This window comes from Ruegeria atlantica (assembly GCF_013032455.1).
GTDB classification, from domain to species: Bacteria; Pseudomonadota; Alphaproteobacteria; order Rhodobacterales; family Rhodobacteraceae; genus Ruegeria; species Ruegeria atlantica_B.
The window spans coordinates 214,747-236,660 of record NZ_WQCF01000005.1 but is presented as its reverse complement, the minus strand read 5'-3'; the positions used below and the strand labels follow the sequence as shown (position 1 = coordinate 236,660).

General features: G+C 52.8%; 17 protein-coding genes and 2 pseudogenes. 16 read left to right on the top strand and 3 right to left on the bottom strand.

Features of this window, described 5'->3' with window-relative positions; translation table 11 throughout:
* Positions 1–224: 224 nt before the first annotated feature.
* Both GOW93_RS11520 and GOW93_RS11515 read left to right on the top strand, forming a co-directional pair.
* Positions 225–610 (top strand): annotated as a pseudogene (locus GOW93_RS11520) (IS3 family transposase); the annotation flags it as partial.
* 115 nt (positions 611–725) lie between these two features.
* Positions 726–878: pseudogene (locus GOW93_RS11515) on the top strand (IS5/IS1182 family transposase); the annotation flags it as partial.
* A gap of 69 nt (positions 879–947) precedes the next feature.
* Here GOW93_RS11515 and GOW93_RS11510 read toward each other — a convergent pair.
* Together GOW93_RS11510 and GOW93_RS11505 are read right to left on the bottom strand one after the other, a co-directional pair.
* Positions 948–2,120, bottom strand: a complete 1,173-nt coding sequence (locus GOW93_RS11510; protein ID WP_170384201.1) for a CDP-glycerol glycerophosphotransferase family protein — start codon at positions 2,118–2,120, stop codon at positions 948–950.
* The gene (locus GOW93_RS11505; protein WP_170384199.1) at positions 2,117–3,316 is read right to left on the bottom strand and encodes a glycosyltransferase family 4 protein; all 1,200 of its coding nucleotides are present in this window, start codon (positions 3,314–3,316) and stop codon (positions 2,117–2,119) included. Before GOW93_RS11505 ends, GOW93_RS11510 begins: the two co-directional genes overlap by 4 nt.
* Before the next feature lie 523 nt (positions 3,317–3,839).
* Between GOW93_RS11505 and GOW93_RS11500 the strand changes: the two genes are divergently transcribed.
* The 6 genes from GOW93_RS11500 (at position 3,840) to GOW93_RS11475 (ending at position 8,494) form a co-directional block, all read left to right on the top strand.
* Positions 3,840–4,643, top strand: coding sequence for a sulfotransferase (locus tag GOW93_RS11500; protein WP_170384197.1), 804 nt, complete (start codon positions 3,840–3,842; stop codon positions 4,641–4,643).
* A gap of 237 nt (positions 4,644–4,880) precedes the next feature.
* Positions 4,881–5,468 carry a glycosyltransferase family 29 protein gene (locus GOW93_RS11495; protein WP_170384195.1) on the top strand — a complete coding sequence of 196 codons (588 nt, stop codon included), beginning with the start codon at positions 4,881–4,883 and terminating at the stop codon, positions 5,466–5,468.
* An 18-nt stretch (positions 5,469–5,486) separates the two neighbouring features.
* A complete protein-coding gene (locus GOW93_RS11490) occupies positions 5,487–6,065 on the top strand; it encodes a sulfotransferase family 2 domain-containing protein (protein ID WP_170384193.1) in 579 nt (192 codons plus the stop codon).
* Positions 6,066–6,132: 67 nt separating this feature from the next.
* Entirely contained in the window at positions 6,133–7,038 is a 906-nt protein-coding gene (locus tag GOW93_RS11485; protein WP_170384191.1) for a polysaccharide pyruvyl transferase family protein, read from the top strand.
* 10 nt (positions 7,039–7,048) lie between these two features.
* Positions 7,049–7,951 (top strand): 6-hydroxymethylpterin diphosphokinase MptE-like protein, encoded by a 903-nt coding sequence (locus tag GOW93_RS11480; protein WP_170384189.1) that lies wholly within the window; start codon positions 7,049–7,051, stop codon positions 7,949–7,951.
* Between the two features lie 312 nt (positions 7,952–8,263).
* Positions 8,264–8,494 (top strand): transposase, encoded by a 231-nt coding sequence (locus GOW93_RS11475; RefSeq protein ID WP_170384188.1) that lies wholly within the window; start codon positions 8,264–8,266, stop codon positions 8,492–8,494.
* A gap of 91 nt (positions 8,495–8,585) precedes the next feature.
* On the opposite strand, the gene GOW93_RS20915 is transcribed toward GOW93_RS11475, so the two are convergent.
* Positions 8,586–8,864 (bottom strand): TniB family NTP-binding protein, encoded by a 279-nt coding sequence (locus GOW93_RS20915; protein WP_368039663.1) that lies wholly within the window; start codon positions 8,862–8,864, stop codon positions 8,586–8,588.
* Between the two features lie 1,139 nt (positions 8,865–10,003).
* Here GOW93_RS20915 and GOW93_RS11465 point away from each other — a divergent pair.
* The 8 genes from GOW93_RS11465 (at position 10,004) to GOW93_RS11430 (ending at position 21,650) form a co-directional block, all read left to right on the top strand.
* A complete protein-coding gene (locus GOW93_RS11465) occupies positions 10,004–10,588 on the top strand; it encodes an ANTAR domain-containing response regulator (protein ID WP_170384184.1) in 585 nt (194 codons plus the stop codon).
* Positions 10,585–11,754 carry an ABC transporter substrate-binding protein gene (locus GOW93_RS11460; protein WP_170384182.1) on the top strand — a complete coding sequence of 390 codons (1,170 nt, stop codon included), beginning with the start codon at positions 10,585–10,587 and terminating at the stop codon, positions 11,752–11,754. Before GOW93_RS11465 ends, GOW93_RS11460 begins: the two co-directional genes overlap by 4 nt.
* 270 nt (positions 11,755–12,024) lie before the next feature.
* Positions 12,025–13,389, top strand: a complete 1,365-nt coding sequence (locus tag GOW93_RS11455) for a CmpA/NrtA family ABC transporter substrate-binding protein (RefSeq protein WP_170384180.1) — start codon at positions 12,025–12,027, stop codon at positions 13,387–13,389.
* 73 nt (positions 13,390–13,462) lie between these two features.
* Positions 13,463–14,545 carry an ABC transporter permease gene (locus GOW93_RS11450; protein ID WP_170384178.1) on the top strand — a complete coding sequence of 361 codons (1,083 nt, stop codon included), beginning with the start codon at positions 13,463–13,465 and terminating at the stop codon, positions 14,543–14,545.
* A gap of 5 nt (positions 14,546–14,550) precedes the next feature.
* Positions 14,551–16,230 (top strand): ABC transporter ATP-binding protein, encoded by a 1,680-nt coding sequence (locus tag GOW93_RS11445; protein ID WP_170384176.1) that lies wholly within the window; start codon positions 14,551–14,553, stop codon positions 16,228–16,230.
* A gap of 4 nt (positions 16,231–16,234) precedes the next feature.
* Positions 16,235–18,670, top strand: a complete 2,436-nt coding sequence (gene nirB / locus GOW93_RS11440; RefSeq protein ID WP_170384174.1) for a nitrite reductase large subunit NirB — start codon at positions 16,235–16,237, stop codon at positions 18,668–18,670.
* Entirely contained in the window at positions 18,667–18,999 is a 333-nt protein-coding gene (gene nirD / locus GOW93_RS11435) for a nitrite reductase small subunit NirD (RefSeq protein ID WP_170384172.1), read from the top strand. Before nirB ends, nirD begins: the two co-directional genes overlap by 4 nt.
* Positions 18,999–21,650, top strand: a complete 2,652-nt coding sequence (locus tag GOW93_RS11430) for a nitrate reductase (RefSeq protein ID WP_170384170.1) — start codon at positions 18,999–19,001, stop codon at positions 21,648–21,650. The genes nirD and GOW93_RS11430 overlap by 1 nt, the downstream gene beginning before the upstream one ends.
* The last annotated feature ends 264 nt before the right edge of the window (positions 21,651–21,914 follow it).

Sequence of the window (21,914 nt, the reverse complement as noted above, 5' to 3'; positions counted from 1 at the left end):
GCAAAGAAGCATAAAATCTAAAGGTATTTGGCTCCAATTCAAAACAAGTGTTTTGCAGTCGCAGCGAAAGGCAGCTTTCCTCCGATTCTTTTGAAAGACAACGTGGTCCTGATTCTCCCACACTAAAGTGGTCCGCCGTTATGTTTAGGAGAACGAGGGTTCACGATAGGAAACAAGCGACGCAAACCCGAAGAAATTGTCCCGACATTGCGGCAGGTTGAGGTGCTTGTCGGGTGCTGAGGCAGCATCGATCCACGCAACGCAAGCCATCGAGGGGCCGAGCTGACAAAGGCGGATTAGTCGCGGACATGATCGAACTGGCTCGTCAGTATGGCCGATAAGTTTACCGCCGGATCGCGGCATTGCTGAGAGATGCGGGCGGGCCAATCAACGACAAGCTTGTGGAACGTCTGTGGCGTCGTAAGGGGCTGAAAGTGCCAATGAAGCAACCGAAGAAGGGGCGGCTCTGGCTGAATGATGGGTCAGGCGTCCGGTTGCGCCCCGAGCGACGTAACCAGTCTGAAGCTATGACCTCGTTCATTGTCGCACAGATGATGGAAAGGTGTTTCGCACGTTTATCACCCTCAACGAACACAGCCGCGAATGTCTGATGAGCAGCGGAGGATTTCTGGTTCATCGAAGCCTATATGGAACGAAGATTAACAAGAAATCCGGAACGTCGAATGACGCCGCTAACAAGTTGGTCAGGGGCATCAAGCGTAAGACGCGCAGAGGCAAAGATGAACTGCGTCTAACTCCTTGGCCAAGGCCTCATGGTCCGCGACTTCGAACGGCAGGTCGCTGAGCTCTAGGTTCGCATCGCTGTTCTCAACCGCTACACCGCTCTTGGCATACCCGTCACCGAGCCTGTAGGATAAATAGGGGAAGTGTGCTTACGCCGCGATTTGTGCAACAAAGCCGTGCGCGGCTATAAGAACTGGCGTGGATCAACGAAATGTCTCCAGGTTTTCCAACAGGTACATCTCAATCTGGGAGCAAGCGTCTCCGCGCGAGTAGATTGCCCATTCCTGTGCCATACGTTTTGACAGGTCCGAATTGTTATCGTCTCGTAGGAAGTTCCAAATCTGCAATGGGTCAAAGAACGTAATCGGCGCCGTGAGCTCAGAAGCTTCCGGATATTCGCCGGTAATCCATTCATAAACTTCCTTATCGAAGATGTATCTGGCTGCTTTTCGCCCGGTAAGTGAGAAATCCCAAAATACTGATGAGTAGTCTGTTATAAGCGTTTCGGAAGAAACCAGCAGCTCTTGCAAATCGACTTCGTCGCTTTGAACAACACGGACACGATCCTCTGAGAATGCTGCAGCGAAGCTCGATAGGGAAGATTTTATGTTTTTATGGATTACAAGCGTAAGTGCGAATTCACGACCACTAGAATCTTTCTTCGGCATAGAAGTTATGAGGCCGGAAAGGCCGGCAATATGATTATCGGTGGCTCGCTGGGTCGGTTTGGCCTGCAACCAATCTCGCCAAGTCGGCATATAAACTACCCGATGCGTGATGGTGTCCCGACCGTTTTTCTGCGCTTCCAAGTAGGTATCATGTTTCGGAAGGCCCACAGGCAGGACTTTGTGTTCAGCCACACCAAACAGCCGCGCTCTAACCTTACGTTCCCAGTCCGAACTGCAAATCGTCACATCGAATGGCGTATTAGGCGGACAATCGATGTAACGCGCCGCACGTTTTAAACCATAGACTCCATGGCTTAGAAAAACGTCAATTCGCCACGACCTTGATCGGTGGCGATCACTAGTGACGTCTGTCCATCCATGTGAATACAAACAGGCATGACACAATTCGAGCGCAATCTGCGCTTTTAAAGTTCCGCGTTCGAGCGGTCGGATATTGCCATGATCCAGTCCTGCGAGTTCGCCTGATTTGAAGATCCAGTAAACCAAGTTCCCATTGTCATGAGCAAGATGAAGAGCAACAGCTCGGCCGTTATCATCAAAGGCTGTACCCCCGTGCCCACCTACGACAAAAACGCGCTGCTTATTCCAAAATACATCTCGAAAGAACTTGAGACAGGTTGGCGACATTTTGCAAAGCTTACTGATCGCCCTAACATATACGCTGCGGCGTCTAGATACGAGATTCAAAAAACTTCTCCAAGAACTTCCAGGAGTTCATCAGTGTATTTTTCAATACTAAATTTTCGGCGCACCTGCTCCGCTGCGGCGAAGGCCGTGTTAGCGTGTTCAGTGTATGAATTGATTACCTGAGACAGGGCATCGGCTAGCGTATCGGGCGCAAGCGCCTTTGGCTCGGCAATCATCTGCAGAGAAGGAAAGTAAACGTATTCTGGCAGCTTTGTGTTTGTTGAACCCAATTGGGCGTACTCTGTTAGTGACAATTCCGGCTCAACTAGTGTCGCAGCTCCGACGAACGGTAGAGTTTCTGGATGACCATCGATGTTCGATAGAACTGTTGGGACACCTGAAGCCAGTGCTTCCAGCGGAGAAAGCCCGAATGGTTCACGGAGCGATGGTGCGACGAAGATGTCAGTTTCTTCGAAAAACGAGCACATATCTTTTACTAGACCGGGAAACGCCACTTTGTCGATTGGAAGAAGTTGCCGTGCGGTATCTTCCAAAATGCGCGCCTCGGGTCCTTCTCCAGCGATTGTAAGTGTTACCGGGTAACCTCGGTGCACAAGCAGAGCAGTTGCGTGTATAACACTTACAATTCCTTTGAAAGAAACCAAACGCGACGCGCAAGAGATTCTAAAATTGTCTTCCGGATTCCTCTTTTTTTTCAAACTTTGCTTGGCGATTTCCTGACGCAGCGGGTTTCGAACAACATGAACTTTGCCCTCATAATGCCATAAATCCTTAAGTAAGCGTTTATTGGACTCGGAGACGCTAATGATCCCATTCATCCGAGCCAGTTGCTGTTGTCGCCAGTTGTTCACTTTCCTGATTGAAGAGAAGCCATGATCATAGAAAGCGAATTTTCGCCGCTTTGACTTCATGTACGAATCGGGTGGGGCGTTCCAGCACAACACATGATCCAGATTCGAGCTGCCAAATCGCCAGTTCAAAAGAGTGTGCTGCACCAGGCGCCGTGTTCCCGGCAACACATTCGCGACCCGATAAGTTTGAGGCGACTGCACCGACCCGCCAATTTGCTCCAGCGTCGCAGAAAAATGCTGAAGCGGAAGTGAATTCGCTCTGTTGACGGTAAAAACTTGATATCCCTTCGCGGTGACTGCTTCGGCAAAGCCAGCATAAAGGGTTTGCAATCCCCCGAAGTCGTCAAGCGCAATGTAGTTCGCCGGTAGCTTTAATGAGCTCATCTTGTGTTTTCTGATCGATGCAGTTTTAACTAAATTTTGTTGGTAGCTTTATCGATATGCGCTCGAGGATGCCAGAACATCTTTGTATGATAGGGCAAAGGTCGAGAATTCCATCTTCGCGCTACTAAAAAATCTTTTTGTTGGACGCAAGGCCATATGATCCGGCATCGAGAAGACCCTCGATGCAGTACCTCATGTTTGTAGCCATGACGGAGTGGGAGTCCAAAGCCACAACAGCATCTCAATCGGGAAGGATCATTGGCGATTGACCCTAAATGCACGCAAGTCAGGATGTAAGATCATCTTTCTCGCCACCTGCAGCACAAAATACTTAGGGGTCGTGAAAGCAGGGACTGCAAGAGCTCAAACAAAACAGTCCTAAGCATAGAAAGAGGTACGAGGACCAACCCAATTGTCTTGTAAAAACCGGATAGACTGCAAGAAGGAGATGGACTAGTACACCAGCCGGGATGCGTCTAACGTGTACACTAACCGAACACCGATGCGAACAGATGAGAAGAGAATGCAAACCATTAGCCAGCCGGGATGCGAGCCCAAGACGAAGGTGTTTTGTATAGGTCTCGGCAAAACGGGCACTTCAACGTTTGGCGAAATCATGCGTCAATGTGGCTACAAGCATTCGGAAGGCCCGGTTCACATAGGACTTGCCGCTTTCAAGGTTCAAGACCTCGAAACCCTTTTCAGGATTTCCGAGATGTTCGATAGCTTTGATGATTACCCGTGGCCGTTCCTTTATCGGGTGATGCATGAAAAATATCCAGATGCCAAATTTGTGCTGACCAAGAGGGAAAACCCTGATACTTGGTGGAAGTCTTTAAATACGCACAATCTTCGGCAAGGCCCTAAAGACAATCAACTTATGTCGCTTAACGGCTATCTGCCAGCGCAGAACGCGGCAGAGTTAAAGGAGTTTTACCTGCGCCATATCGAGGAAGTGCGAGAGTATTTTTCAGGTTCCGAAAACTTCATTGAAATCTGCTGGAATGATCAAGAAGCCAGAAGCAAGCTCGTGAGCTTTATAGGGTTGGATTTTTCAGGTGAGGTTCCTCATCAAAATGCAGCGCAGGACAAGGATCCGCGAGAATTGATTGATGGTCTGCTCAAAGGAAGCCGCCCTGGTGCCGCACTACTTTTTGCCGATAGTCAGAGTGCAGAGGTTCAGAAATACGCCGCCGATTCCGTCCGCTCATATATACAAGCCTGTTGTCGCAAGCGTTTCCCAGAAGAATGGGTGGCAGAGACACAGAAACTGGGGTCCGCAAGAAAATTATGGGAAAAGGTCAAGTTTCATTTTTTATTCAAGTAGTTAGCAGTGACTTCTGGCATTCTGCGACCATTTCACATCCTACCAATCAAATATTCTGCAGCCTGTCTAGGCTGGAAAGTCGTAGAAAACTGGGACAAACCCCAGAATACTTGGATGGCCATCTGCTCCGCTAGATTGCAAACGGTGCGCGATTAGCCCCTAGACATTTGTCACGAAACCAGCTTTAGCGACAGTTCCATACCTCAGTCACAGTATCGAAGGTGAGGAAATCGAATCTTGGATATTACTGCCGACCTAAGTCAATTCGCGGACTGGAGCCTGCGCTCTGTCGCCATCGTGGGCAATGCGGCCTCACTGTTATCCATGCGGCACGGGCACGCCATCGATAGTTGCGATATTGTCGTTAGGATGAATCGCGGTGTTCCCAAGTCCTTTATTTCGCAGGGAACGAGAACTGACATTCTGGCATTCAGTACGCCCCGGATTATCGAAGATGTTTATCTTGAGTTCGATGCCCGTCGCTTGATATGGATGTCGCCGAAACTTCGCGAGCAAAGCGCTCAGACCAAGTTGGATGGTATGAGCTTTTATCCCTTAGAAAGATGGGAGCACTTGCACCAAAGGTTGACCGCAAGACCAAGCGTGGGCGCGATGACGGTAGATTTGATTTCGTGCTTAAATCCACGACACGTTTCGATCTTTGGGTTTGATTTCAAACGGACGCTGACCAACTACTCAGCCAAGCAACACTTCGGACCGCATGACTTCCAGGGTGAGGAAAACTATGTTCGTGACACAGCGGCGAGGCTGGGCTGGAAATTGAATTGCGACTGGGAACAGGCCGCTATATCCGATCAAAACTGAAAACGGAGAATTGAGGATTTGTCTAATTTTTTGCTATCCGATCCTGATGCGGTTTTTATTCACATTCCCAAAACCGGAGGATCAACTATCCGCGTCGGACTCTGGGAACGCAAATATACTGGCCCGATCTTCGGCGAGATCCCGGCCGACTGGAAAAGACATTACAAGTTCGCCTTTGTGCGCCACCCTCTTGAGCGACTTGCGTCGGCCTATCGCGATTTCAGGGATATACGGCGATTTGACGGAGGCTTTCACAAGTTTCTTGATATCGTTCTGGATGAAAATATCCCTTATGGCCGAGCAGGCGGCAATGTTGAGATCAGCGTGCGCCACCATACGATCCCTCAAACTCACCCTTACAACTGCTTGGAAGAGGCTGATTTTGTTGGCCGATATGAAAACTATGAGAAAGATCTCAACAAGGTTCTGGAGGCCGTTGGAAAAGAGGCCGGTGATTTCCCTCGAATCCGTCATACCAAAGGAGAGAGTTTCCAAGATCTGCTTGAAAGCTCCGATCGCGCCTGGTGTCGAATCATAGACTATTACCAAAGCGATTTTGACTTTCTGGGTTATGAACGACCGGTGCAGACATCATGATTAGGCTTCGAACTGGTTTCTAGATACGGATGCCAACTAGACAAAGCAAAGCGATCGGACTTCTGTGATGAAATACCTGTTTCGAAAGCCAAAAGCCGTAATTCTAAACGATACTCGGCGCGATGGTGATCACTTGGGGTGCCATTTCGTAATGGGGAATCTAATCGAACTTTGCACCCGGCATGGGATCAATGTATCTCGCACGATACAAAGCAAAAAAAAACCGCAGAAGGCGACATTCCAGAAGCGTATTCGTGGTGCGGACATCGTTATCTTAAACGGTGAAGGGAGCCTGCACCATGATCGAGGCATCGGTCTTTTTGAACAGGCCGCCCTTGCGGCTGACGCCGGAAAACCTGTTGTTTTGGTCAATTCTGTTTGGCAGTCAAACCCAAAAACCAAGGAGTATTTACAGCTTTTTAAGCTCACGGCGTTCCGAGAATCCACGTCGATGAAGCTAGCCTCCGCCGATGGTGCAAAAGAGGCCATATGTGTCCCCGATCTAAGCCTCTACAAACACATTGAAAGCGTTCAAAGCCCTAAGGGGAATCTAATATTCACAGACAGCGTATTGCACGATGTGAGCGCAAAGCTAAAAACGCTTTCTGCTGGCATGGATTTGCCGTCATACGCAATGGCAAATGGGACCCCTAACCCGTTGACTTTGGACAGGATCACAAACGCTGATGCCATCGTTGGAGGCCGTTTTCATGCATTGTGTCTAGGTCTCTCAGCTGGAAAACCAATGCTATGCATCGAGTCGAATACACACAAGATAGGCGCGTTGCTTTCTGATCTGGGAATCGATCTTTCTTCATATCTGTTGGTGAATAGTGAGGACCTTACTGAAAAGCGCGTGAACGAGTTCGCAAAGCAAGATCATACTGATTTTATCGCCAAATCGCGAAATTATGTCCTTCAAGGAAGAAAGGACATGGACCGGATGTTCAATAAAATTCGGCATTTAGTATAGGGGATAAGCGATGGGCGAGAAGCAAGGCAGAAATACGAGTTCCACGAAACTGGCTAGGCTCCTATTTGGGAAAGGTCGAACAAGTACCTATTTACCTGGGGCGGATGTACGACTTCTTAATAGCATTGAGGCTAAACTCTCGAAACTGGACGACATTGAAAAAAATCTCAAGAAATTACAGAGCGACCTGAATCGGAAGATTCCTGAAATAGCGCCGAGAATGATTAAATCGACGCCCGACAAATTCAAAGAGATTGAAGGTAAGTTTTCTGGTCAAAGATGCTTTCTTTTGGGTACTGCACCTTCGCTATCGAAGTTGGATTTCGCCGCTCTCAGGGGAGAGAAGGTTATCACTGTGAATGGTGGTCTCAACCTACTAGGTAATCAGTTGGACAATATCTGTGGCTATGTCGTGGCTGATCCGGTTTTCTACCGCGACTATAATCATGAAATTGACATATCAAGGATCGATCATACTTTCATCAACTCAACAGCTAACATCACCAATCCGGTGCATCTAAAGGAAGCCTTTATATTCGATTCGTACAAGCAACCGAAGATGCATGAGGGTGCCTTTCAGTTCGACCTGACCCAACCTGTTTTTTCCTCTCATACGGTTATGCATGTAGCAATTCAGATTGCCGTATACATGGGTTTTACATCGATAAATATCGCGGGCGTTGATCTTAGTTTTGGCGGTAAGAACCCGCATTTTTATGCTTCAAACCGAAGAGAAATTAGCGACTCTGAGTCGAGGAGCAAGAAAAATGCCGAAAAAATGTATTTGGGCTTTGAGCGAGCAAACAAGATCTTGCAAGAGCGAGGCATCAAACTCTACAACCTGAGCAAGGCCGGTTCGCTAGATTGCATTGAGCGTGTGGGCTTAAGGCATGCTCTTTCCAAAACAAGTTGAACAGTTTCTGCCGTTAATTTTGGCGCAGGGCTCGTTGATGTTCAACATGCTGAATCCGGAACCTTTTTCCGTTAAACTTGCCCCGATAAACATCTGACGCAATAATCCCATCGGAATGGAGTTTTGGTACAGCGGCGACTTGGCCGACAGTGAATTGTTGCAAGGTGGACTCTTTAGTGCACCGAATTAGGTTGTAATAAGGTAAATCCCAGCCTTGTTGAATAAACCGATGTGTCGCGGTATTTTAGGCATCTCTTCTGACATGAGCGCCGGTAGTTGCCAAATAAATTCAATGATGCTCGTCGAGGTGACATGACAATCTGGGTTTCTGATGACCTAGCGCAGAACTGGGCGTCACCAAGCCGAAAAACACGCGGTGGTCAGTCGCGGTACTCTGATTTGGCAATCGAGATCTGCCTCACGCTGCGGGTCGTGTTTCGACTTGCGCTCAGGCAAACTCAGAGCTTCGTGCGATCGGCTATCAAGCTCAAGGGCATAGACCTTGTGGTGCCGGGGCTTCTCGACCTTGACGCGGCGCGGTAAACTCAACTTCGACAGTTAATCGCGTAAACAATTGGTATTATTATAGCGGGGAAGGGCTTTATTGCACGAAAGCGTCGAGGGATTCACTGTGTTAATCCAGGATGATAGCGGGGGGCAAGAGCAGTTGGTTAGGCGCGCCGATCGACACCAGAATGTGCTGATAAAAAAGCCTCTCATCGGGCGCTGGAGACGCCTGCAATAATATAATCGGTGTTCGGGCGAAGCCGATATCTGCCACGTATTGGGTTGAGTACAGGCTTTCTATACGCTTCGCGATCTTGGTCTTTCCTATCCCTGAACTGCCGTAAACCATGAGACCCCGCATCCCCCCTGTCCTTGGGGGATGATTGCGTTGTTCCCGGAAGCACATGAACTGCGCCCATGATTGACCTTATAAGACATTCGATATGGCGGCCATAATGCGCCCGATCCGGTGGCCTGTACCCGACTGAAATTCCCCAATCTGCGCAGGCCGACTGGAAGGCGTCGCTGCGGAAACCCCGCCCGTTGCCAACATGAACAGTTTGCGGAATCCCAGCAGCGGGCCAATACAACTCATCCAGTATCTCTGGCGCGCGGATCGACTTCGTTCGCACGCAATGGTGCTGACACAAACCGATGGACAAGGCGGACGGCGTGTCAAAAATCACATGTACGCCCAGAACAACGCGGGTCGCGAAATCGATTGCGAGAGTCAACCAAGGTCGCCCCAAAGGTCTACGTTCGAATTGATCGACAAGAATGATGTCAGCCAAGGTGTAATCTATTTGGTCACCTTCTAAGGGGCGCTCCACAATTTGGTTCCTTCTGCGATTAAGGTCGCAGCTTAGCGCGTGGCAGGAACATGTTCTGCGCACGTAGTTCGAACAAAGCTCTGCGCGTGTTGATCTGGGTATCAGTTGTATTGCATTCTGGAAGATTAGCGGTACCTCACCGGTAACCGCGTCCAGAGATTTGCTTTCAATGGAAATCTGGACGCATTAAAGCGGTCTAAGGTTGGTGGGCGCTCTACAGTTTTTTGGGTGAACTACTAGGTTGAGCATTACACAGCCACATTATGCAGCGAACGTCATCTTCTTGTATATGGAGGCGGCAAAACAGTGCGACTTTTGCACAGAGGGGTGGAAAGCGCTCATTTGCCGCGATTGCGGGAATATTTAAGTCGAGTTGCCGGAGCTAACTTACAAAATTGACCAAATCCAGGGCTTGTGTAGCTCAACTCTGCAACGTCTGCAGGCACATCACGCGAAACGACATTCTGCCTCATCAATGCGAATGGTAGTGAACGTACGCCGCTTGATGTAAAGGCCTGCGATAAGAGCAATAGTCTAGGCTCAATACACGAAGACGGCGCTCAAGGGGATTTGACTTAATGGCACGCAGAAAAATTGTGCAGTCACTCCACCATACGTTTAAAAACGCTGATATATTGGGCGAACAAACTGTCTGCCAAAGACTTTGGTAGCTTTCGAATTGTGGTCAAAAAAGCTTCAGTTCAATTGGGTCTCCATGAAACAACACCTTACAGTCGTTGTAGTCGAGCAGAACCAAGAACGCGCATTCGCAATTGTGGATGCCTTAAAAGAGTCCGGGGATGTAGATGTCTTTGTAATCGGTAATGTTTCAGGGCTGGCACGTCAAATTGCGACGCATAGCCCGGACATTGTTCTGATCGATATAGACAATCCATCACGCGATATGCTGGAAGAGTTGACCGTTGCTTCGGGTCCAATGGAACGCCCCGTGGCAATGTTTGTGTCCGGAGCGGCAGGTGGATTGGCGAAGGCGGCAGTTGAAGCTGGCATGTCCGCATATGTTGTAGATGGCCTTCAAGCCGATCGAATTAAACCCGTCATGGATATCGCTATCGCACGGTTTCAGGTGCTGCGTCAGATGCGCGTGGAATTGGAGGAAACGCGACGCGCACTTGAAGAGCGTAAGTTGATCGATCGAGCCAAGGGATTGATCATGAGGGCAAAGGGTCTCCAGGAGGATGAAGCCTATGCCCTGCTGCGCAAAACCGCGATGAACCAGAACCGGCGCGTAGCCGATGTCGCCGAAGCCTTAGTAACCGCGTCTGGGTTGCTGTCGTGAGAACAATAACTTTGCCCGTAGCCTATATGCCTTTGGTCGATGCAGCGCCATTGATCGTGGCGCGTGAGATGGGGTTTGATCATGCTGAAGGCATCTCATTAGACCTGCAGCCGGCTCCCTCGTGGTCATCACTGCGCGATATGCTAGCCTTTGGCCACGTCGATGCGGCGCATTTGCTTTCCGCGATCCCTGTGGCGATGGCATTGGGTTTGGGTGGCATCTCGACTCCGCTGTCCGCCGTTTCCGTCCTGTCCCTGAATGGCAACGTGATTGGCGTTGGTACTAAATTGGCGAGACGGCTAGCCGATCTGGGGTATGACTTCGATTTCATGAATGCCGAATTAGCGGCAGCAGTCTTAGCCAAAGCTGCCGATAATATACTTGTCTTCGGGGTACCTTTCCCATTTTCCATGCATGTTGAATTGGTCCGTTATTGGGTTGCAGGAACCGAGCTTGCCTCGAAAAAAGTTGAAATTCGGACAGTCCCACCGCCTTTGATGGCTCAGGCCCTTGCGAGCGGAGAAATCGATGCGTTTTGCGTAGGAGAGCCTTGGGGGTCTTTCGCCGTTGATGACAATGTTGGGGCTTTGCTACTGCCGGGTCATGCGATTTGGACTTGCGCACCGGAAAAAGTTTTGGCGGTTAGAAACGATTGGGCCGAAAGCGAACCCCGCCTATTGGGCAGTCTCATGCGGGCCGTTTGGCATGCGGCGCGTTGGCTTTCCAACCCAGAAAGTCGGACTACCGCGTCTGAGATGCTATCGCGCAAGGCTTACCTGAATGTCTCACCCGAGTTGATCGATAGAGCTCTTACCGGAGAATTTACGATTTTACCGAGCGGAGAGCAGCGTCAGGTGGAAGGGTTTGTAGAGTTCTTCGATGGTGCCGCCACTTTCCCCTGGCGTAGTCAGGCGAAATGGGTTGCGCATCAACTCGCGATTCGAAACGGACTGGACGCTAGTACTGCAGAGCGTCAGGCAGCAAAGGTATTTCGTAGCGATCTGTATCGTCGTGAGTTGCACAGTTTGGGGGTCGAAACACCGGGTGCATCAGAGAAACTGGAAGGTGCGTTGCCCGAGTCAACCGCTGTCGCTTCGACCAATGGCAGTCTGATTCTACCACGAAACGTGTTTTTCGACCGGCGCATTTTCGAGCCGGTCGGATAAGTCTGCACATTTTTTTTGCACTGCAGCATTGATTTGCGCTGCATCGCAGAATTTTCCGCGCTGAACTCGCGAAAACTGATGACGCCTCGATGCGTGACTGTCTTAATGAGCCCATCGGAAGGCAACGACGCTCACCGACAGAATTCGCCCAAAATCTAGGGCAACTCACAAGAGCAAAGCCGCTCGACCAACCGCCATCTCCTCCCGGCGGTTTGTGTCGGCGGCTTTTTTGTTTGCCCAAGGGGTTGGGCTGAACCGAAAGGGATCGAAATGAAAAAGCTACTTCTGAGCTTGGCTGCAGCGACAGCACTTGTGTCTCCGGCCATTGCCGAGCTGGAGCTTGAAAAAGACGAACTGACCTTTGGCTTTATCAAACTGACCGATATGGCACCTTTGGCCGTCGCCTATGAACAGGGTTATTTTCTGGACGAAGGTCTGTTCGTGACGCTCGAGGCCCAGGCCAACTGGAAGGTTCTTCTGGATGGCGTAATCGACGGACAGCTGGACGGTGCGCACATGCTGGCTGGCCAACCTTTGGCAGCGACAATTGGCTATGGGACAGAGGCGCATATCGTAACTCCGTTTTCAATGGATCTGAACGGTAACGGTATCACCGTGTCCAACGAAATCTGGGAAGAGATGAAGCCGAACATCCCGGTCATGGAAGATGGCCGCCCGCAGCACCCGATCAGCGCCGAAGCATTGGCCCCGGTGGTCGAGAAATACAAATCCGAGGGCAAGCCCTTCAACATGGGCATGGTTTTCCCTGTATCGACCCATAATTACGAACTGCGCTACTGGCTGGCGGCAGGTGGCCTGCATCCCGGCTACTACAGCCCTGACAACGTGACCGGCCAGATTGGTGCGGACGTGTTCCTGTCCGTGACCCCGCCGCCGCAGATGCCCGCGACGCTCGAGGCCGGTACGATCTATGGCTATTGCGTGGGTGAGCCTTGGAACCAGCAGGCCGTGTTCAAAGGCATTGGTGTTCCGGTCATCACTGATTATGAGCTGTGGAAGAACAACCCCGAGAAGGTCTTTGGCATCAACGCCGAATTCGCCGAGGAATACCCAAACACCACCCTGGCCGTGACCAAGGCGCTGATCCGCGCCGCAATGTGGCTGGACGAGAACGACAATGCCAACCGTCCCGAGGCAGTCGAAATCCTCAGCCGCCCGGAATATGTGGGCGCTGATTATGACGTCATCGCCAACTCTATGACCGGCACATTTGAATATGAGAAAGGCGACAAGCGAGACGTTCCCGATTTCAACGTGTTCTTCCGCTACAATGCAACCTATCCGTTCTACTCGGACGCTATTTGGTATCTGACCCAGATGCGCCGCTGGGGTCAGATCGCGGATGCGAAGCCGGACAGCTGGTACGACGAAGTGGCCAAGTCGGTCTACAAGCCCGAGATCTACCTGGAAGCCGCGCGCCTGCTGGTGGATGAAGGGCTGGCAAATGAGGCTGACTTCCCTTGGGACAGCGACGGCTACAAAGCACCTACCCCGGCCGAAGATATCATTGATGGTATCGCCTACGACGGCCGCACACCCAATGCCTATCTCGAAAGCCTGTCCATCGGACTGAAGGGCGATCAGAAAATCGTCGGTTCAGACGTTCAAGGATAATCCAGCAAACTTCACGCCCGACAACAGTCGGGCGTGACCCCAACAGTGCCCTGCCAGCGCAAGGATACATGAGATGACAACGGTCGACCCCGAATTCAACGCAGACGCCGCCCGAGAGGAACGTCATGCCCGCCTTTTTACCCGCATCAATGCCGCCGACAAATGGTTCCAGGTTCTGGGTCTCAGCTGGGCCACGCCAGTCCTGAAGGCCGCCGCTGGCGACAACCCACGCGCCCAGATGACCGAGATTTGGCGGTTGTTGATCGTTCCCCTGCTGTCGATCTGTGCCTTCCTGCTTCTCTGGGCCACACTGGCCCCCAAGGTGCAGACTTCACTTGGTGCGGTCCCCGGACCTGCGCAAGTCTGGAGCGAGATGGTCAGCCTGAACGAAGACGCACAGGCCAAGGCCGCCAAGCGCGCCAAGTTCGAGGCGATGGTCGAGAAGCGAAACCAAAAGCTGATCGACGCGGGCCGCGCGGAAGAGGTCAAGCAGGTCGCTTACACGGGCGCGCCATCCTACTACCTGCAGATCTGGACCTCGATCAAAACCGTGTTCTTCGGGTTTCTGATCGCAACGGTGGTGGCCGTCCCGCTTGGCATTGCGGCGGGTCTGTCGCCAACAGCAAACGCTGCGCTGAACCCGCTGATCCAGATATTCAAACCCGTGTCTCCACTGGCATGGCTGCCGATCGTTACCATGATCGTCTCGGCAGTTTATGTCACCAATGACGGGTGGTTTGCCAAGTCCTTCCTGATCTCGGCCATCACCGTGACCCTGTGCTCGCTGTGGCCAACGCTGATCAACACTTCACTGGGTGTAGCCTCTATCGACAAGGACCTAGTTAACGTCTCCAAGGTCCTGAAAATGACCACCTATACCAAGATCACCAAGCTGGTGCTGCCTTCGGCCCTGCCGTTGATCTTTACCGGTCTGCGCCTGTCGCTTGGTGTTGGCTGGATGGTCTTGATCGCGGCTGAAATGCTGGCGCAGAACCCCGGCCTGGGCAAGTTTGTCTGGGATGAGTTCCAGAACGGCTCGTCCAGCTCGCTCGCCAAGATCATGGTTGCGGTTTTCACAATCGGCATCATCGGCTTCCTACTGGACCGGGTGATGTACGCGCTGCAATCCCTGTTTACCTTCACGAATAATCGGTGATCGAGATGAGCATTCTGAGCTTCAAGAACGCCTCGAAATCCTTTGGTGAAGGCACCGCGCGCACGGATGTGTTGAAAGGCATAGACCTTGACGTGCAAGAGGGTGAGTTTCTGGTGATCCTCGGCTTTTCGGGTACCGGCAAAACCACGCTGATCAACTTGATGGCTGGGCTGGATACGCCCACCGGCGGGGAGGTCACGTTCAAAGGCGCCCCGATCAAAGGACCGGGTCCTGAGCGTGGCGTGATCTTCCAGAACTATTCGCTGATGCCATGGTTGACCGTTAGTGGCAACGTTGGCTTGGCAGTGGATACGGTCTTTCCCGGCCACACCAAGGCCGAGAAAGCGGAAAAAGTGGCGCATTTTGTCAAAATGGTAGGTCTCAACCATGCTGCCACGCGCCGCCCAGCCGAGCTGTCTGGTGGGATGCGTCAACGGGTCAACGTCGCGCGCGCACTGGCTATGAACCCTGAGGTATTATTGCTGGACGAGCCTCTGTCGGCGCTTGACGCCCTCACCCGCGCCAATCTGGCCGACGAAATCGAACATATCTGGCAAGCCGACAAGAAAACCTGCGTTCTGATCACCAATGACGTGGACGAGGCGATCATTCTGGCAGATCGCATCATCGCCCTGAACCCCGATGGCACGTTGGGGCAAGAATTCCACGTTTCGATCCCCCGCCCCCGTGATCGGGGCGCAATGAACAACGATGAGACCTTCAAGAGCCTGCGCGCGGACGTCACCAAGTACCTGATGGATGTTGGGATCGAGGCCAAGGTCGAAGGCTCTCGTATTCTTCCGGATGTCACTCCAATACACGGGGTTCCAACGGCGGTGGCCGAGGCGCAAAAGGGGATGATCGAGAGCCGTTTCCTCGACTTCTCGCAACTGCACAAGGTTTACCCGACGCCCAAAGGTCCGTTGACTGTGGTCGAGGATTTTGACCTGAAGATCAACAAGGGTGAGTTCATCTCGCTGATCGGCCATTCCGGCTGCGGCAAGTCCACGGTTTTGACCATGGCGGCAGGGCTGAACGACATCTCGAAAGGCGCGATCAAGTTGGATGGCCGTCACGTCGAAGGGGCCGATCCTGAGCGCGCTGTAGTGTTCCAATCGCCGAACCTGTTCCCATGGCTGACCGCCAAGGAGAACGTCGCGATTGGCGTCGACAAGGTCTATCCCAAGGCCAGCATGGCCGAGCGGCAGGATGTTGTTGAATACTATCTGGAACGCGTCGGCCTGGCTGACGCGATGGACAAATCTGCCTCGGATCTCTCGAACGGTATGAAGCAACGCGTCGGCATCGCCCGCGCCTTTGCTCTGTCCCCCAAGCTGCTGTTGCTGGACGAGCCATTTGGGATGCTCGACAGCCTCACACGCTGGGAATTGCAGGAAGTCCTGATGGAGGTCTGGTCACGCACTAAAGTCACCGCGATCTGTGTGACCCATGACGTGGATGAGGCGATCCTTCTGGCCGATCGCGTCGTGATGATGACCAACGGACCGCAGGCAACGATCGGCAAGATCACCAAGGTCGACCTGCCGCGTCCGCGCACGCGCAAAGCCCTGCTGGAGCACCCGGATTACTATGCTTACCGGCAGGAAGTCCTCGACTTCCTTGAAGAATATGAAAATGGCGCCAAGCCAAAAACACCCGCCCCCAAGGCGATTGCAGCGGAGTGAACCCATGAAACAAAGACTTGTTGTCATAGGTGCCGGAATGGCATCAGGCCGGATGCTGGAACACCTGACCGACGCCGCACCAGATGCGTTCGACATCACCCTTTTCAACGCAGAGCCACGCGGCAACTACAACCGCATCATGCTCAGCCCGGTTCTGTCGGGTGAGAAAACCTTTGAAGAGATCATCACCCATGACGACGCCTGGTATGCCGAGCGCGGTATCTCCTGCCGCTTTGGCGAACAGGTGGCCAAGATCGACCGTGAGATGAAGGTGGTCGAGGGCGTCAACGGACATGTGCCCTACGATAAACTGGTGATCGCGACCGGGTCGAACCCGTTCATCATCCCTCTGCCCGGCCACGATCTGGAGGGAGTGATCGCCTATCGCGATCTGGAAGACACCCAGCGGATGATGGGCATGGGCCCTGACAATAAGGTGGTCGTCATTGGCGGCGGGTTACTGGGTCTTGAGGCCGCGGCCGGTATGGCAGCACATGGCGTTGATGTCACCGTGGTGCACATCATGGGCCACCTCATGGAGCGCCAGTTGGACGAAGCCGCAGGCTACCTGCTGAAGAAATCACTGGAAGACAAAGGCATCAAGATTTGCCTGCAGGCGAACTCCAAAGAAATCCTCGGCCGGAATGGAAAGGTCCGCGCGCTATTGCTGGAAGACGGAACCGAACTGCCCTGTGACCTGTTGGTCATGGCAGTGGGTATCAGACCCAACACCACACTGGCGCAAGAGGCTGGTCTGGCCACAGGGCGCGGTATCCATGTGGACGACCAGATGCTGACTTCGGACCCGGACGTCTACGCAGTGGGTGAGTGCGTCGAGCATGACGGAGAAATCTTCGGTCTTGTTGCGCCGCTTTACGATCAAGCCAAGGTCGCAGCGCAATCGTTGCTTGTGGAAGAGGCTGCGTTCGTACAGAAAACGCTCTCGACCAAGCTGAAAGTGACCGGCTGCGATCTGTTCAGCGCGGGGGATTTCGCGGACCGGCCAGGACGAGAGGATATCGTATTCCGCGACCCCTCGCGCGGCGTCTACAAACGCCTTGTGGTCGAAGAGGATCGGCTGGTGGGTGCTGTCATGTATGGCGATACCGCCGATGGCAGCTGGTTCTTTGGCCTGATCAAGGATGGCACCTGCATCGAAGACATGCGTGAGACGCTGATTTTTGGCCCGGCCTATCAGGGAGGCGACACTGCGGACCCTCTCTCAGCCGTTGCAGCATTGCCGCCTGAGGCGGAGATTTGCGGCTGCAACGGCGTATGCAAAGGCGAGATTGTTGAGGCGATCAATGCAGGGGCCAGCGATCTGGGCGCGGTGCGTGCATGCACCAAGGCCAGCGCTTCCTGCGGGACCTGTACGGGGCTGGTTGAGCAAGTCTTGCAAGTCACTCTGGGCGATGACTTCCAGATGCCAGCGGCGCAACCGATCTGTGGTTGCACCGATCTAACACATGAAGATGTACGCCGTCTGATCAAAGGGCAGGAGCTAAAAAGTCAGGCCGCTGTCTGGCAGGAACTCGGTTGGACCACACCAAACGGCTGCCATGTCTGCCGCCCGGCGATCAACTACTACCTACTGGCGGACTGGCCACTGGAATATCAGGACGATCCACAAAGCCGGTTCGTCAACGAACGCAAACACGCCAACATCCAGAAGGATGGCACCTTCAGCGTCGTTCCGCGCATGTGGGGCGGAATCACCACCCCTGAAGAACTGCGCGCGATTGCGGATGCTGCAGACAGGTATGATGTGCCCACAGTGAAAGTCACCGGTGGTCAGCGCATCGACCTGCTGGGCGTGAAGGGTGAGGACCTGCCAGCGATTTGGTCGGATCTGAACAAAGCGGGTCTGGTCTCGGGTCACGCTTATTCCAAAGGTCTGCGTACGGTCAAAACCTGTGTCGGGACAGATCATTGCCGGTTTGGAACGCAGGACAGCACCGGCCTTGGTATCAAGCTCGAGAAAATCCTGTGGGGATCTTGGACGCCCCATAAGTTGAAGCTTGCCGTGTCCGGTTGCCCTCGAAACTGCGCTGAGGCGACGTGCAAGGACATCGGCGTTGTTTGTGTAGACTCGGGTTATCAGATCAGCATCGGCGGAGCCGCAGGTATGGACGTAAAAGAGACCGAACTGCTGTGCCAGGTCCCCACCGAAGACGAAGCGATTGAGGTCGTAATGGCCGTCACGCAGGCCTATCGCGAAGGCGGCAAGTACCTGGATAGGCTTTACAAATGGCTGGGCAAAGTGGGCATAGACTGGGCCAAGGCTCAGGTCGTAGACAACCTTGAAAACCGCGCCGCGTTGGTCGCCCGGTTTGAACTGTCGCAAAGCATCTACCGCAAAGACCCGTGGGCTGAACACGTTAATGAAAAAGCGCAGAGCTATGCGCCGATTGCAGATTTCACACTGGAGGCCGCCGAATGAGCTGGATCGACATTGGACATATCGACGAGGTTCCCCTGCGCGGAGCGCGGCTCGTGAAAACACATTTTGGCTGCATTGCTGTCTTTCGCACCGCCGAGGCCGAGGTCTTCGCCGCCACCAACAGTTGTCCTCACAAGGGCGGGCCGCTGTCCGAGGGCATCGTGCATGGGCAATCGGTCACCTGCCCTCTGCACAACTGGGTCTTCGACTTGAATTCAGGAGAAGCTCAGGGGACCGATAGTGGCAGGATCGACACTTATCCGGTGCGCCTCGAAGGCGGTCGAATCTTGTTGGATGATAGTGCGGTAACCCGGAGGAGTGCAGCCTGATGGACGGCAGTGGCTTTCCCGAGGTTCGTTCGACCTGCGCTTATTGCGGTGTCGGATGCGGCGTTCTTCTACGCCCGGACGGCGCTGGAGGGTTGGCTGTTCGTGGCGATCCGGATCACCCAGCGAATTATGGTCGTTTGTGTTCAAAAGGCATGGCGTTGGGTGAAACCGTCGGACAGGATCACCGCCTGCTCGCCCCGCGTGCTTATGGGAAGGACGCCTCTTGGGATGAAGCGCTGCAATTGGTGGCAGATCGCTTCTCCTCAACAATTGAAGCTTACGGCCCCGATAGCGTCGCCTTCTATGTCTCTGGCCAATTGCTGACAGAGGACTACTACGTCGCAAATAAGCTAATGAAGGGGTTCATCGGTTCGGCCAACATTGACACCAACTCTCGGCTTTGCATGGCATCGACTGTGGCAGGGCACAAACGTGCGTTTGGGACGGACACGGTACCTGGCACCTACGAGGATTTGGACCAGGCGGATCTTGTTGTTCTGGTAGGGTCCAATCTCGCGTGGTGTCACCCGGTTCTTTATCAGCGAATTCTGGTGGCGCGACAGTCACGAGGTACAAAGATAGTCGTCATAGACCCGCGTCGCACCGCAAGTTGCGATCAAGCGGACCTACACCTAGCGCTCAAATCCGGCAGCGATGTGGCCCTGTTCAATTATCTATTGACCAGAATTCACGCGGACGGGAAGTTTGATACACCGTTTTTAAGTCGAACCGTCGGGTTTGCTGATGCCGTAAATGCTGCCCTGAATGATGATCCGGCGGTCACGGGTTTGGACCCCCGCAACATCAAGGCATTTTGCGATCTCTGGATCAAAACAGAGCGTGTGGTGACTGTTTTCAGTCAAGGCGTCAACCAATCCTCCAGTGGGACGGATAAGGTGAATGCCATTCTGAATTGCCATCTCGCCACCGGCCGGATCGGACGCGAAGGTATGGGTCCGTTTTCTGTCACCGGCCAACCCAACGCGATGGGTGGTCGAGAGGTGGGTGGTTTGGCCAACATGCTCGCTTGCCATCTGGATATTGAAAATGACGACCATCGCCGGGCGGTCCAACATTTCTGGAATTCGCCAAAAGTCCCCCAAAAGCAGGGATTGAAAGCGGTCGATCTGTTCCAGTCTATCGAGGACGGGCAGATCAAGGCGCTTTGGATCATCCACACCAACCCAGCGGCCACGATGCCAGACGCAGACAGAGTGGGGGCAGCTATCGAAAATTGCCCCTTCACGGTTGTAAGCGACCTGACTGCCGAAACAGACACCGCGCGTATCGCAGATGTGTTGCTGCCGGCGGCCGGTTGGGGCGAAAAAAGCGGTACAGTAACTAATTCCGACCGCACGATCAGCAGACAACGCGCCGTCTTAGAGCCTCCGGGTCAAGCGCGTTTCGATTGGGAGATCTTGGCTGAGGTGGGTCGCCGAATGGGGTGGACTAAAGCTTTCTGCTATGAGTCTCCGGCGCAGATTTTTCGTGAATATGCAGATATGACTTCTCTTGCCGTGTCATTTGGCAAGGATCTCGACGTTGCAAAACTTTCCAACATTGAAGATGAGGAATATGAGGCGCTTAGCCCGACACGTTGGCCGACAAGATCGCACCCTGCGGATGGTCGGTTTTTCGGTGACGGGCAGTTTTTTCATCCTGATAAGAAAGCGCGTTTCGTAGCCGTAACCTACAGGCCGCCCAAGGCGGAAACGTCAGAACAATACCCGTACAAATTGAACACAGGGCGAAATCGGGATCAGTGGCACACTATGACCCGTTCTGGATTGTCGCCTCGTCTATCAGCCCATCTTGCCGAGCCATATGTGGAAGTTAACCCGAAGGACGTTGGTCGGTTGGGTCTCAGTACAGCCGATTTGGTCGAAATTAGCAGTTCCATTGGAAGCGGTATCTTTCGGCTTCGTGTCACGGAAGCTATCGCACCCGGTCAAGTGTTCGCGCCTATTCACTGGACGGGCGAAACGGCCCCTGCTGCTCGCGTAAATGCGCTTGTTCCGAGTGTGACCGATCCGGTTTCCGGGCAACCGGAGAGTAAGGCAACAGTAGTTTCTATACGACGTATGAATGCTGCTTGGTATGGTTTTGCTGTTTCAGTCGATGCCGCCTCGCCTGAAGCAGAGTATTGGGCAATCGCCAAAACGACCAGCGGCTACAGGATGGAAATCGCAGGAAAACAAATCATCAAAGATTGGGAAAGCACTGCCCGGGACTGGTTTGGGTTACCCGATGCCGTGGCCACTTCTATAGAAGATGCAAAGCGTGGCACGTTCAGAATTGCGCTGTCTAAAGGGCAGCGTATTTTAGCGGTGCTCTTCGTATCCCGCGAACCTATCACACTGATGCGAGATTACTTGGCAGCTTTGCCAGAGGTTGCGCCCCAGCAAATTTTGTCTGGTCGTTCATCCGCATCTTCGGAAGATTGCGGACCAATCGTCTGTTCGTGTTTCGATGTCGGACTAAGAACTATCATCCGTGCTATTCACGACAAACATTTGATGAGTGTGGACGAAATCGGGGATACCCTTCAGGCTGGAACGAACTGCGGGTCATGCCGACCAGAATTGACTGATTTGGTCATTAAGCATTCGAAATTGATTCACAAAAAAACAAAACATTGCCCACAAGAATAAATCGGGTGGTCTCATTTTTTTTCTGCAGGAATATAGTCTGCTTTGGTTGGCATTTCAAAGCGAATGCGGTCTCCATTCGCTTAATATTTCATACCCATTTAGGTCGTATGAAACAGCCCAAGCTGTGCTGCCATACGGTGGCTTAGTCACACAGCCTTTGAATTCGCCAGTAACTGTTTTCGCGCGTGCAGCGAATGTCTTTTCCAAAGGCGTGCACCGCTGAGAACATACTGGCCGACCAATAGCAGCCAAAAGCCGTTCCAA

Excerpts from the sequence above, each read along its gene's own strand:
- GOW93_RS11505 (WP_170384199.1), bottom strand. The coding sequence starts at position 3,316 with ATGAGCTCATTAAAGCTACCGGCGAACTACATTGCGCTTGACGACTTC.
- GOW93_RS11500 (WP_170384197.1), top strand. The coding sequence starts at position 3,840 with ATGCAAACCATTAGCCAGCCGGGATGCGAGCCCAAGACGAAGGTGTTT.
- GOW93_RS11485 (WP_170384191.1), top strand. The coding sequence starts at position 6,133 with ATGAAATACCTGTTTCGAAAGCCAAAAGCCGTAATTCTAAACGATACT.
- GOW93_RS11480 (WP_170384189.1), top strand. The coding sequence starts at position 7,049 with ATGGGCGAGAAGCAAGGCAGAAATACGAGTTCCACGAAACTGGCTAGG.
- GOW93_RS11475 (WP_170384188.1), top strand. The coding sequence starts at position 8,264 with ATGACAATCTGGGTTTCTGATGACCTAGCGCAGAACTGGGCGTCACCA.
- GOW93_RS20915 (WP_368039663.1), bottom strand. The coding sequence starts at position 8,864 with ATGTGCTTCCGGGAACAACGCAATCATCCCCCAAGGACAGGGGGGATG.
- GOW93_RS11465 (WP_170384184.1), top strand. The coding sequence starts at position 10,004 with ATGAAACAACACCTTACAGTCGTTGTAGTCGAGCAGAACCAAGAACGC.
- GOW93_RS11455 (WP_170384180.1), top strand. The coding sequence starts at position 12,025 with ATGAAAAAGCTACTTCTGAGCTTGGCTGCAGCGACAGCACTTGTGTCT.
- GOW93_RS11450 (WP_170384178.1), top strand. The coding sequence starts at position 13,463 with ATGACAACGGTCGACCCCGAATTCAACGCAGACGCCGCCCGAGAGGAA.
- GOW93_RS11445 (WP_170384176.1), top strand. The coding sequence starts at position 14,551 with ATGAGCATTCTGAGCTTCAAGAACGCCTCGAAATCCTTTGGTGAAGGC.
- nirB (WP_170384174.1), top strand. The coding sequence starts at position 16,235 with ATGAAACAAAGACTTGTTGTCATAGGTGCCGGAATGGCATCAGGCCGG.
- nirD (WP_170384172.1), top strand. The coding sequence starts at position 18,667 with ATGAGCTGGATCGACATTGGACATATCGACGAGGTTCCCCTGCGCGGA.
- GOW93_RS11430 (WP_170384170.1), top strand. The coding sequence starts at position 18,999 with ATGGACGGCAGTGGCTTTCCCGAGGTTCGTTCGACCTGCGCTTATTGC.